Raw genomic sequence first — 12,073 nt, forward strand, 5'->3', positions numbered from 1 at the left:
GGCCGTCCCGGCCCACCCCCCTGTCCCTGTCCCTGTCCCTGTCCCGGCTCAGCTCAGCTCAGCTCACGGTGAGCGCGGTGTCGTCGAGGACGAACGACGTCTGGAGGGTGGAGCCCTCGGTGCCGGTGAACTTGATCGTGACGGTCTGGCCGGCGTAGCTCGCGAGGTTGAAGGCGCGCTGGGTGTAGCCGCTCGCCGCGTTCAGGTTCGAGTACGTCGCGAGGGTGGACAGCACCGTTCCGCCGCTGCTCAGCACCTGCGCCTTGAGGGTGTCGTAGGCCGTCGAGGTGGTCGTCTCGGCGGTGTCGACGTGGAGGTAGAAGCTCAGGGTGGCGCTCGTGCAGCCGGCGGGGACGGTCACCGACTGCGCGAGGGTGTCGGTGTGGGCGGAGCCGTAGCCGTTCAGCCAGGCCTTGTAGGAGCCGGTGCGGGCGGCCTCGCCGGTGTCGTTGGTGACCACACCGCTGGAGGCGGTCCAGGAGGTGGCGCCGGACTCGAAGCCGGGGTTGGCCAGGAACTGGCCGGCCGTGCAGGTGCCGCCACCGCCACCGCCACCACTGCTGCCGCTCGCGCCGGACAGCCACTCGGTGGCGTTGAGGGCGAGGGCCGCGTCGGTGGCGCTGGAGTCGTTCCAGCCGTCGTACAGGGTGTTGCCGGACTGGCCGGTGCCGTCGTCGATGGGTGAGCTGTCGCCCCAGAACGCGACCCGGCCGCTGCCGAAGGTGCTGGTGGCGAAGAAGGCGCCGGTGTTGCCGGAGTAACCGGTGCGGTAGAGCAGGCCCTTGACGGCCGCGTTGTCGGCGGGCTTGAGGGTGGCGGTCGTACCGCTGGCGATCAGGCTCTTGGTGACGGTGCCGAAGGAGCCGTGGAGCACCGGGTCGGTGCTGTCGCCGATCGCGGCCGGGTGGTCGGAGCTGATGCTCAGCGAGTCGACGGAGAAGCCGAACGGGTCGGTGGAGTCGACGCTGTTGTTCGTCATCAGGTCGTTGAAGATCTCGACCGCGTCGTAGCCGTCGTTGTTGCGGTCGGCGCCGGTGTGGTCGGAGATCATGAACAGACCGCCGCCGTTCTTCACGAAGTTCATGATCGCCGTCTTCTCGGCGCTGGTGAACGGCGTGTTGGGTTCCGGCAGGACCAGCGTGTCGAAGTTCGACAGGTCGGTCGCGGACGTGCCGCCATAGGCGAGGCTGGAGCCCGACGGCAGGGTCTTGAGGCTGTAGTCGCCGGTCTTCTGGAGCGCCACGCCCCAGGAGGACAGGGCGCCGGTCCAGTCCGTCTCGGCGGACGGGGTGGAGTCCTGGCCGAGCGGGTCGGGCTGGCTGGTGGAGATGATCCAGTCGGCGTTGCCGGCCGTCTCGGCGTGGGCGTTGTCGAACAGGACGCGGTGCGTGGTCGCCGCGTGGGCGGGGGTGCCGGTGCCGACCTGGAGGGCGGCTCCGGTGACCAACAGGCCCACGCCGGCCAGGGCGGTGGTGAATATGCGGCGGGATCTTTCGGATCCGGGCATCCGTCGAACCTCCGTGAAGGGGTGGGGAAGAGGGCGGTGCGGGCGCCAAGTCTGCGCGCGTAGAACCCGCTTGAGGGTTCTACACGCGTCGAACGGTTGAAAGGTACATGGCATGAAGGGGCGGTGAACAGAGGCTTCCGGGGGCAACCGGAGCGGAGTGGCTCCGCTTACAGCGGGCACATGCCACATCAGCGGGGATCACCCACAAGAACGTCAAGGAGGGGCGGCCATGGAGATCTCAGGCATCATCAGCGCCATCGTCATCGGCCTCGTCATCGGTGTGCTGGGGCGGCTGGTCGTCCCCGGACGGCAGCACATCGGGGTCCTGTGGACCATCGTCGTCGGCATCGTGGCCGCGCTGCTGGGCTCGGCGATCGCCGCCGGGCTGGGGGTCGCCGACACGAAGGGGCCCGACTGGATCGAGTGGCTCATCCAGATAGCCCTGGCGGCCGTCGGAGTGGCCGCGCTGGACCGGAGCCGGGCCCGGCGCTGAGTCAGTTCTCGTACACGTAGGGCGTCGTGGTGCTCAGCGCGTGGAAGCCGAGGCGGGCCAGGATCGGGCGGCTCATGGACGAGGCGTCGACGTACACGTAGCGGTAGCCCTGGGCGGCGGCGACGCGGGCGCGGTGGGCGATCAGGGCGCGGTAGATGCCCCGGCCCCGCCAGGCCGCGACCGTGCCGCCGCCCCACAGCCCGGCGAACCGGGTGCCGGGCACCAGCTCCATGCGGGCGGCGGCGACGGGTTCGCCGTCGGCGAGGGCGGCCACGGCGACGACCGTGCCGGGGTCGGCGGCCAGGCGGGCGAGCAACTGGTGCCGCAGGCCGCCGCCGTCGGTCCCGAAGACCCTCTCGTGCACGTCCACGACGAGGTCGACGCCGGCCTGATCGGTGGCCTCGACGAAGCGGACGCCGGCCGGCGGTGCGGTGTCCAGCGGCAGCCCGGCCACCTCGGCCACCATGAGCGTCTCGGCGGGCTCGGCCCGGAATCCGGCGGCGAGCAGCCGGCCGCCGAGATCGGCCGGCTCGTCATGGCCGTAGAGCTTCCACTCGAAGTCCAGACCCAGGCCGGCGAAGTAGGCGATCTGCTCGCGGACGGTCCGGTCCACGTCCGCCGCGCCCAGGCCGGACCAGAGCACGCCGTTCCAGCCGTGCGCGTCCGCGACCTGGCGCACCACCCCGTCGGCCCGCTCGATCCGGGCCCCGGGTCCGTCGGGCCGGGCACCCTCGCGCAGGTCCCGGTCGTACACAGCGAGCACTGAGGCATGATCCATGTCCTCACTTCAGCACGCCGACCGGGCAGACACAAAGGATTTACCGGTCAGACCCGGAAGATATGGCAGGAAGTCAGCGGCCGTCCGGCCGTACCGCCGCCAGGTAGGCGGTGAGGCGGTCGCGGTTGCGGGCCAGGCAGTCGATGCGGGCCTGGATGCGGTCGATGTGCCCCCTGGAGCAGGGCGGCCGTCTCCGCCGGCACGTCCTCGGGAGCCGGCACGAGGTGATCCGGACCGCAGAGGTACGGCAGGATCACGCGGATCATCCCGGTGGTCAGACCGGAGTCCAGCAGGCCGCGGATCTGCCCCACCCGAGCGACCGCCGACTCGGGATAGCTGCGGTAGCCGTTGCCGGTGCGTTCCGGGTGGAGCAGGTGCTGTTCCTCGTAGTACCGCAGCAGCCGGGTGGGGACGCCCGTACGGCGGGACAGCTCACCGATCCGCATGACGGCCTCCCGGACCCGCGCTTGACCTTCACACTGATGTGAGGCTTCGACCATGGTCGCATGACCCTGTCCTCCCAGGTCGAGGGCGGTCGCTTGCCGTGGTCGGGGCTGCTCGCCCTGTCCTGCGCCGCGTTCACCGCCGTACTGACCGAACTCCTCCCGGCGGGCCTGCTGCCCGCGATGGCGCCCCCGCTGGGGGTGGCCGAGTCCCGGATCGGTTTCCTCGTCACCGCGTACGCCGCCGCCTCGTTCGTGGCCGCGATCCCGGTGACCGCGGCCCTGCGGGGACTCCCCCGGCGGCCGGTGCTCTGCGGCACGCTGGTGGGGTTCGCCGTCAGCGACGCCCTGGTCGCGCTGTCGTCGTCGTACCCGCTCACCGTCGCGGCCCGGCTGCTGGCCGGGGCGATGGGCGGCACGCTGTGGGCGATGCTCGCCGGGTACGCGGCCCGGATGGTGCCGGCCGAGCGGCGCGGCCGGGCCATCGCGGTGGTGCTGGCCGGGATCACACTGGCCCTGGCGCTGGGCGTGCCCGCCGGTACCGCGCTGGCCGGAGCGATGGGCTGGCGGTCCGCGTTCGGCACGCTCGCCGTGCTCGCCGCGCTGCTCGTGGGCTGGGTACGGCTGCGGGTGCCGGGCTTCCCGGGCGAACCGCCGCACGTGCGCGTGCCCCTGGTCCGGGTCGCCGTACGCCCCGGGATCCGCCCGGTGCTGTCCGTGACGCTGTTCCTGCTGCTGGGGCACCAGGTGATGTACACGTACCTCGCCCCGTTCGCCGCGGACGCGGGGTACGGCCGTACGGGCGTGCTGCTCGCGGTGTTCGGGTCCGCCACGGTGGCCGGCATCTGGCTCACCGGCGTGCTGGTCGACCGAAGGCCACGCCCCACCCTGCTCACGGCGCTCGCCCTGGTCGCCGCCGTGCTGCCGGCGCTGGGCCTGGGCGCCCGGGTGCCCGGGCTGCTGGTCGGCGCGGTGGCGCTGTGGGGCGTGGCCTTCGGCGGGGCGCCCACGCTGATCCAGACCGCGCTGGTCGACGCGTCGGGGCCGGCCGACGCCGACGTGGCGACCTCGTTGCAGACCACGGTGTACAACGCGGGCATCGCCGCCGGTTCGCTCACCGGCGGTCTGGCGCTGGACGCCGCGGGCGCCGGGGCGCTGCCCTGGACCGCGCTGGCGCCGGTCCTGCTGGCGCTCGCGACGGTCGCGGCCGGACGCCGGTACGCCTTCCCGGCGCGGCGACCGGCTGTTGCCGCTGGGGCGAACGCGCTGGCCGGGTCGGCCGCGGTGGCCGTAGCCTGCCCTGTCGGAGATCATGCCGTGAGGAGGCGGGCCGATGGTACGGGACAGTGAGCTGCGGTATCTGCGCCGCTGTGTGGAGCTGGCGACAGAGGCGCTGGACGCCGGTGACGAGCCCTTCGGGTCGGTGCTCGTGGCCGGGGACGGGACGGTGCTGGCGGAGGACCGCAACCGGGTGGCGGACGGGGACCGCACCCGGCATCCCGAGTTCGAGCTGGCCCGCTGGTCGGCCGCGCACCTGACGCCCGAGGAGCGTGCCGCGGCGACCGTCTACACCTCCGGCGAGCACTGCCCGATGTGCGCGGCGGCGCACGCCTGGGTGGGGCTCGGCCGGATCGTGTACATCGTCTCCTCCGTCCAGCTCTCCGCCCTGCTGGCCGAGTTGGGCGTACCCGCGCCCCCGGTGCGCACGCTGCCCGTGCGGGACATCGCGCCGGACGTGGCCGTGGAGGGGCCGGTGCAGGAACTGGTGGACGAGGTACGGCAGTTGCACCGCCGCCACCGCACCGGGAGCTCCGACGGCGCCTGAGCTCAGCCGAGTTCGAGGGTGGTGACGCCGAACACCCGCTCCCGGGTGTACGCGCGCACCGGTCCCGTGTACATGCGGGCGGTCTCGAACGAGGGGCGCAGGCCCGCCGCTTCGGCGAGGGCGACGCCGGCCGCGTTCGGCTCGGGGACGTCGATCGCCACCTCGCTGCCGGCCGCCTCGGCGGTGAGGGCGGCGAACAGGGCCCGGGCGTCGTCGGCGGTGTCCGCGAAGAGGGGGCCGATGCGCAGGGTGTCGTGGCCGGGGCGGAGCACGCCGTAGCCGGTCGGGCGGCCGTCCTTCGCACGGAGGACGGCACGGTGGCCGGGTGTGCGGAGCCACTCCGCGAGGAAGCGGGGGCGGTCGGCGGGGTGGCAGGCGCTGTCGTAGGCGGTCAGCGCGGCCAGGTCGGCGGGCCCGGCCGGGCGGACGCCGGTGGGCGTGCCGCCGCCGGGGGCGGTGCCGGTGAAGCGGATGGTGCGGTGGGCGGAACGGAAGCCGGACTGGCGGTAGTTGCCCTGCTGGGCGACGACCCCGTCCAGGCCGACCGTCCGGTTCCCGGCGTGGGCCAGCGCGGTCTTCCACGTGGTGAGCCCGTGTCCCAGGCCGCGCAGGTCGGGGCGGACCAGGTAGCAGCCGAGGAAGGCGTAGTCGGGGCCGTGGTTGACGACGGAGATGGCCGACACCGGCTCCCCGTCGATCCGGCCGAGGAAGAACCCCTCGGGGTCCTGCGCGAAGAACGCGGGCCCGTCGGACAGCCCGGGATTCCAGCCCTCCGCGGCCGCCCACCCGCTGATCACCGGCCAGTCGTCGAGGGTGGCCCGTGTGACGACGAGGTCGTGGGGGGTCGCAGAGGTCATCGATGCGCTCCGTTTCCGTCGGGTGGGGCTGTCGGTACGGCACGGCCGTCCGCCGGCCGCCCGCAGCATCCTTCCGAATCGGGGGAGGCCGCGCCATGGGGAGATCGGACGATACGGCTGGACTCCGTCCACCGGGCCGGGGAGTTGGAGACGCCTGGATACGGCGATACAGGATGCCGGCCACCTGGTGGGAGGGCACAGGGATCGGCCGGATCGGCTTCGCGGTGCCGTCGGCCGCTCCGCGGGGTGGTACGGCGTCGGTGGGGGCACGGGCCCGCACCCGACGTCCGCCGCAGCGTTCACCGCACCCCGCGCGGGAGCGCACGGCCCCGCCGGGCCGGGGTCCGGTGGGGCCGTGTGCGGGGTGGGTCAGTAGGGGCGGCCGGGGCGGAAGCGGCGGTACAGGATCGCGCCCGTGAGGAGGAACGCGGCGCTGCCGGCGAGGGCCGGGGCCGTCACGTCCGCTCCCGTGTGGGCCAGCGTGGAGGTCGCCGGGTGCGGAGCGGGGTGCGACCGGACGGGGGCCGGCGGCTTCGGGGCCCGGTGCGTCGGGGCCGGGGTCCGCGGGGGCCGGGTCGGTTCGTCGCCGGGGCCGTTGACCGACTGGTTGCCGTGCGCCGGGTTGCCGATGCCGACGACGTCGACGCTGTTCCCGCTGACGTTGACCGGCAGGTCGACGGGGAGCTGGATGCCGTTGCCCGAGAGGACCCCGGGCGAGTCCTCGGTGGCGCCGTGGGCGGACGCCCCGCCGGACGTGGCCGACGCCCCGCCCTTCCCCGTGCCGCCGCTCTTCGCTCCGCCGGTGTTCGCGCACGCGTTGCCCGCGGCCGGATTGAGCAGCCCCACGACGTCCACCGTGTTGCCGCAGACGTTCACCGGCACGTGCACCGGCAGTTGGATGCCGTTGCCGGAGACCAGCCCGGGCGAACCGGCCGCCGAGCCGTGGGCGTCGGACCCGCCCGCCGCGAAGGCGGTGGACACCGGCAGCGCCACGACCATCGCGCCGGACGCGGCGGCGACGGCGATCACACCGTTTCGGGTAGCCCGTCTCATAGGTTCCCTGCCTTCCAGACATCATCGCGAGTACTCACCCGCACCACCTAAAACGGAGTCCACCCAATCGGAGTTATGGCTGATCGGCCTTTCACCCCATCGAGCGGCACGGTTATCGAACTGCGTGTAAAGCCGCTGAAAGATCACCAACGGGGCCCGGAGGGCGGGCACGGTACACCGCCGGCAGCCGCCCCGCTCGCCCGGAGGCGAGCCGTGCGGGGCCCGCTTAACCTGTTCCGAGGGCGCCGACCCCGGTCCGCGGCGGGCGCCCCGGGAGGCGAACGATGCTGGCCAAGCTGTCCACACGGCCCGCCGTCCGGCGCTGCGCGGGTGCCTCGGCCCTCGCCCTCGCGCTGCTCGGAGCCGGGCTGCCCGCGGCTGCCGCCGACCAGCCGCAGCCCGACCTGTCCCGGTTCTACCGGCAGAAGCTCACCTGGGCCCCCTGTCGGGGGACTGCCATGCCGAAGGACCTCCAGTGCGCGAAGGTCACCGTCCCGCTCGACTACGCGCGACCACGCGCCGGCACGCTCGACGTGGCGCTGGCCCGCTACCGGGCCAGTGGCACGTCCCAGGGCTCGCTGCTGCTCAACTTCGGCGGTCCGGGCGCCGCCGGCATCCCCTCTCTGGCCGCCGAGGGCAAGCAGTTCATGGACCTGACCAACGGCTATGACCTGGTCACCTTCGACCCGCGCGGGGTCGGCCGGTCCTCCCCCGTCAGCTGCGGCGACGGGAGCGACGAGGCCTCGGCGGTGACCGAGAAGGACGCCGACATCAGCCGTCCGCGGACGCTGCTCGACCGGTTGCGGCAGGCCGCCGACCAGTGCGCCCGGTTCTCCGGCCCGGTGCTGCCGCACATCGGCACCGTGAACGCCTCACGCGACCTGGACGTCATCCGCCAGGCGCTCGGCGACGGCCGGCTCAACTACCTCGGCTTCTCGTACGGCAGCCGGCTCGGCGCGGTGTACGCGGCCCAGTTCCCCGGCAAAGTCGGCCGGGTCGTCCTGGACGGCGTGGACACGCTGACCGAGTCGCCGGCCGAGCAGGGGGTGGCGGGGGCCGAGGGGCAGCAGACGGCACTGGACGACTTCCTGGACTGGTGTACGACGGACCTCGGCTGTCCGTTCGGGCAGGACCGGCGCAGGGCCGGGGACCAGGTGATCCGGCTGGTGCGCTCGCTCGACGAGAACCCGGTGCCCACGGGCTTCGGCGGATCGTTCTCCGGCCAGGACCTGGTGGGCGCCATCGGGCAGGCCCTGTACAGCAGGGAGCTGTGGCCCTCGCTGGAGCGGGCGCTGGCCTCGCTGGTCGACGACGGCGACACCCGGGGCGTCCTGGCCTTCGCCACGGGCGGCATCGGCCTGCCCCACGAGCGGCGCCGGACGGACGGCGGGCTGGCCGACGCCCAGGACGTCCCGGCGGACAACCTGCCGGCGGCGCTGATGGCGATCAACTGCGCGGACGACCCCGACCGGCCCACCGCGGCACGGCTCACCGAGGACCTGAAGGACCTGCGGGCCGCCTACGACCAGGCCTCACCGGTCTTCGGCCGCTACCGGCTCACCCAACTGCTGCTGTGCTACGGCCGGCCCCGGGGCACCGACTTCATCCGCGACCGGGTGAAGGACGTGCGCTCGGCGAAGATGCTGCTCGTCGGGACGCGCGGCGATCCGGCGACGCCGTACCGGTGGACCGTGGAGACGGCGGACCGGCTCGGCCCGTCGGCGGTGGTGCTCGACAACAGGGGTGAGGGCCACACCGGGTACTCGTCCTCCCTGTGTGTGCACCGCAAGGTCAACGACTTCCTGCTGTACGGCTCGCTGCCCGCGAGCGGCAGCTCCTGCCCGGCCGACGCGAGCCGCCAGAGTCCCACCTCGGACAGCACCGGCTGAGGGCCGCACACCGCCGGCCTCCGGTCCCGCCCGCGCCGGATGTGGCGCATCCTGGTGAATGCCGCACACCGGGGCAACCTCCCGGCCGCGCCGGCCGTCCCACTCGACAAGGCGCGCCCAGGCCGCCGTATCCCCCATCCCGTACGTGACCATGACAGGGAGCCCGTCATGCGCATGCGCGCCGTCATCGCCGTACCCGCCGCCTCGGCCGCCGTGGCGGCCCTGCTGCTGACCGCCCCGCAGAGCCAGGCGGCCCCCGGCCAGGACCGGCCCGCCCGCTGCGCCGAGAAGGCGCTGACGATCCGGGCGAAGGCCGTGACCGGCCACCCGACCGTGCTGCGCACCAGCGTCACCAACCGCGGCACACGCGCGTGTGCCGTCGACCGGGTGCCCACGGTGACCTTCGGGGACCTGGACGGGATCGCGTTGCCGGTGCCGGAGGGCGGCGCGGGCGGCTACCGGCTCGCGGCGGGCGGCACGGCCTACGCCGACGTGCGGACCATCGCCGACCCGGCGGACCCGGAGGCCCGCCGGGTGGTGGGGGTCGGGGTGGCGGCGTCGGCCGCGCACGGGGGCCGCTCCTTCACCGCGGGGCGGCTCGGCACCGGGCGCCGGGTGCTCGTCTGGGAGCCGGTGACCACCTGGTGGCAGCGGTCGGCGCAGGCCGCGGACCGCGCCATCGGGCTCGGCTGACCGCTCAGTCGAGCACCAGCTCGGGCGAGTAGAGGTCCAGCCACTGCGCGAGGTCCAGGGTGCGTTCCAGGCCGCGCCGGGCCGCCTGGGTGGAGACCGGCGCCTCGCGTTCGGCGGCCTGGCGGACCCGGTCCCGGTCGACGAGGTCGAAGACGGGGTGCGAGGGCCGGGCGAGCAGCTCCTTGGTCTGCTCCTGGAGGGCGCGGGCGTACCGGGGGTCCTGCGTGGACGGGTACGGGCTCTTGACGCGCTCGTACACCGAACGCGGCAGCACGTCCGCCGCCGCCTCCCGGAGCAGGCTCTTCTCCCGGCCGTCGAAGGACTTCAGGGCCCAGGGCGCGTTGTAGACGTACTCGACCAGCCGGTGGTCGCAGAACGGCACCCGGACCTCCAGCCCGACGGCCATGCTCATACGGTCCTTGCGGTCGAGCAGCATGCGCACGAAGCGGGTCAGGTGCAGGTGGCTGATCTGCCGCATCCGGAACTCGAAGTCGCTCTCGCCGTCCAGCCGGTCGATGCCGGCGACGGCGGTGCGGTAGCCGTCGGCGACATAGCTCTCCAGGTCCAGGGACTTGACGAGGTCGGCGCGGACCACGCCGGCGTCCTCGCCGAAGTGGCGGCCCATGGTCGTCAGCCACGGGAAGGTGTCGGCGCGGCGCGCCTCCTCGTCGAAGAACTGGAGGTAGCCGCCGAAGACCTCGTCGGCGGACTCGCCGGACAGGGCCACCGTGGACTTCTCCCGGATGGCGCGGAAGAGCAGCAGCAGGGAGCTGTCCATGTCGCCGAGGCCGGACGGCAGGTCGCGGGCCCGGATGACCTGGGCGCGTACGGCGGGGTCGGCGAGGGCGTCGGCGTCGAGCACGATGTCCTGGTGGTCGGTGCCGGCGAGCCGGGCCACGTCGTGCACGAAGGGCGTGTCGGGGGTGCCGCGCAGTTCGTCGGCGACGAAGTTGTCGGTCTGGCCGACGAAGTCGACGGCGAAGCTGCGCACCTTCTCGCCCTGCGCGGCGAGTTGCCGGGCGGCCAGCGCGGTCATGGCGGAGGAATCGAGCCCGCCGGAGAGCAGGGTGCAGCGCGGCACGTCGGCGACCAGCTGGCGGCGCACGATGTCGTCGAGGAGCGAGCGCACGGTGGCGATGGTGGTGTCGCGGTCGTCGGTGTGCGGGCGGGTCTCCAGGCGCCAGTACACGCGCGTGGACAGGCCGGAGCGGTCGACGGTGACGACCGTGCCGGGCTCGACCTCGCGCATGCCGTCCCAGAAGGCGTGGCCCGGCGTCTTGACCATGACGAACAGCTCGCGCAGGCCGTCCAGCGTGACGCGGGGCCGGACCAGCGGGTTGGCGAGGATCGCCTTGGGTTCGGAGCCGAAGAGGACGCCGTCGGCGGTGGGCTGGTAGTAGAACGGCTTGATGCCCATGCGGTCGCGGATCATGACCAGCTTGTCGTGGCGGCCGTCCCACACGGCGAACGCGTACATGCCGTTGAGCCGTTCGGCGACGGCGTCGCCCCACTCCAGATAGCCGTGCAGCACGACCTCGGTGTCGGAGTCGGTGGTGAACCGGTGGCCGCGGTCCGTGAGTTCCCGGCGCAGCTCGGTGAAGTTGTAGGTCTCCCCGGAGTAGACGAGGGCGACGGTGCCCTCGGGGGTCGGCAGGGACATCGGCTGACGGCCGCCCGGCAGGTCGATGATGGCGAGCCGGCGGTGTCCCAGGGCGGCGGAGCCCTCGGTCCAGGTGCCGCGGTCGTCCGGGCCCCGGCAGGCCATCGTCTCGGTCATCGCATGCAAGGTGGTGGCCTCGGCCGCGAGGTCACGGTCGAAGGAGACCCATCCGGTGATGCCGCACATGCGCTACCTCCTGCCTCCGGCTGCCCGTCGGCCCCGCGTTCACCTGCGCTTTCGCGGTCGCGGGGGATCGACCGGCAAACCAGTTGTATCGAGCACCTATATGACGAGCGTCCGTCAGTCGGTCCGCCGAGTCAACGCGGCCGTAACACCGGCGCGGGCATGCACCCCACGGTTTCAGCCGCGTTTCAGCCGCGTTTTGCCTCAGCGAAATCCATGGACAGGCCCGACACCGGGGTTGGGGTGACATGAACCGGCCACAGGCAAAAACTTCCTCAAGCGGCCCGAGCGGTTGGCCCCGCTACGGCTTCGCGGTCAGAAACGAGTCCGGCAAACCGGTCTGTTCGGTCGGCCGCTCCACCGGCAGTACATGGCCCGCGTCCGGGACACGGACGACCGCGTCGGGGCAGGCCGGCCCAGGATGTCGACGACCCGCAGCGCGCCGTGGAGCGTCAGGGCAGCCACGCGCGGGGTGCGCGAGGGCCACGGTCCGCGCATCCATCCCGCCCGTCGAGTGGCCGACCGGCGCGCACCGCCCCACGTCGAGGTGATCGAGGAGCGCCACGACGTCCCGCGCCGCTTCGGTGGCGGTCCGCGCCCCGGCGCCCGTGCTGGTGGTCCAGGCGGGTGCGACACGGTCCGGTTACCGGCGAGTACGGCAACCGGCCGCCGGGGCGCGTCGCCGCCGTCCG

Annotated in this window: 10 protein-coding genes and 1 pseudogene; 5 read left to right on the forward strand and 6 right to left on the reverse strand. The window is 73.4% G+C overall.

The genetic code is table 11. From position 1 onward, the window contains the following. Window positions 1–58: 58 nt before the first annotated feature. On the reverse strand, window positions 59–1,507 hold the full coding sequence (locus IE273_RS17550) for a hydrolase (protein ID WP_189816120.1): 1,449 nt from the start codon (window positions 1,505–1,507) through the stop codon (window positions 59–61). 229 nt (window positions 1,508–1,736) lie between these two features. Between IE273_RS17550 and IE273_RS17555 the strand changes: the two genes are divergently transcribed. Then, on the forward strand, window positions 1,737–2,000 hold the full coding sequence (locus tag IE273_RS17555) for a GlsB/YeaQ/YmgE family stress response membrane protein (RefSeq protein WP_014670806.1): 264 nt from the start codon (window positions 1,737–1,739) through the stop codon (window positions 1,998–2,000). A 1-nt stretch (window position 2,001) separates the two neighbouring features. Here IE273_RS17555 and IE273_RS17560 read toward each other — a convergent pair whose 3' ends face one another. Together IE273_RS17560 and IE273_RS17565 are read right to left on the reverse strand one after the other, a co-directional pair. Next, window positions 2,002–2,778 (reverse strand): GNAT family N-acetyltransferase, encoded by a 777-nt coding sequence (locus IE273_RS17560; RefSeq protein WP_189816121.1) that lies wholly within the window; start codon window positions 2,776–2,778, stop codon window positions 2,002–2,004. Window positions 2,779–2,851: 73 nt separating this feature from the next. Continuing rightward, window positions 2,852–3,224: pseudogene (locus tag IE273_RS17565) on the reverse strand (MerR family transcriptional regulator). Between the two features lie 60 nt (window positions 3,225–3,284). Here IE273_RS17565 and IE273_RS17570 point away from each other — a divergent pair. Then, on the forward strand, window positions 3,285–4,571 hold the full coding sequence (locus IE273_RS17570) for an MFS transporter (protein WP_189816122.1): 1,287 nt from the start codon (window positions 3,285–3,287) through the stop codon (window positions 4,569–4,571). After that, window positions 4,555–5,046, forward strand: coding sequence for a nucleoside deaminase (locus tag IE273_RS17575; RefSeq protein ID WP_189816123.1), 492 nt, complete (start codon window positions 4,555–4,557; stop codon window positions 5,044–5,046). The genes IE273_RS17570 and IE273_RS17575 overlap by 17 nt, the downstream gene beginning before the upstream one ends. A gap of 2 nt (window positions 5,047–5,048) precedes the next feature. Here the strand turns inward: IE273_RS17575 and IE273_RS17580 are convergent, their stop codons facing one another. Then, window positions 5,049–5,903 (reverse strand): GNAT family N-acetyltransferase, encoded by an 855-nt coding sequence (locus IE273_RS17580; protein WP_189816124.1) that lies wholly within the window; start codon window positions 5,901–5,903, stop codon window positions 5,049–5,051. Window positions 5,904–6,272: 369 nt separating this feature from the next. Beyond that, window positions 6,273–6,956 (reverse strand): chaplin, encoded by a 684-nt coding sequence (locus tag IE273_RS17585; RefSeq protein ID WP_189816125.1) that lies wholly within the window; start codon window positions 6,954–6,956, stop codon window positions 6,273–6,275. Between the two features lie 284 nt (window positions 6,957–7,240). Here IE273_RS17585 and IE273_RS17590 point away from each other — a divergent pair, with 284 nt between their 5' ends. Then, entirely contained in the window at window positions 7,241–8,845 is a 1,605-nt protein-coding gene (locus IE273_RS17590; protein ID WP_189816126.1) for an alpha/beta hydrolase, read from the forward strand. 168 nt (window positions 8,846–9,013) lie between these two features. Further along, window positions 9,014–9,538, forward strand: coding sequence for a DUF4232 domain-containing protein (locus tag IE273_RS17595; protein ID WP_189816127.1), 525 nt, complete (start codon window positions 9,014–9,016; stop codon window positions 9,536–9,538). 4 nt (window positions 9,539–9,542) lie between these two features. Here IE273_RS17595 and asnB read toward each other — a convergent pair whose 3' ends face one another. Then, window positions 9,543–11,384: an asparagine synthase (glutamine-hydrolyzing) gene (gene asnB / locus IE273_RS17600; RefSeq protein ID WP_189816128.1), complete on the reverse strand. Its 1,842-nt coding sequence runs from the start codon at window positions 11,382–11,384 to the stop codon at window positions 9,543–9,545. Between the last annotated feature and the right edge of the window lie 689 nt (window positions 11,385–12,073).

Origin of the sequence: Streptomyces olivaceoviridis, assembly GCF_014650115.1 — a bacterium.
Classification (GTDB): domain Bacteria; phylum Actinomycetota; class Actinomycetes; order Streptomycetales; family Streptomycetaceae; genus Streptomyces; species Streptomyces olivaceoviridis.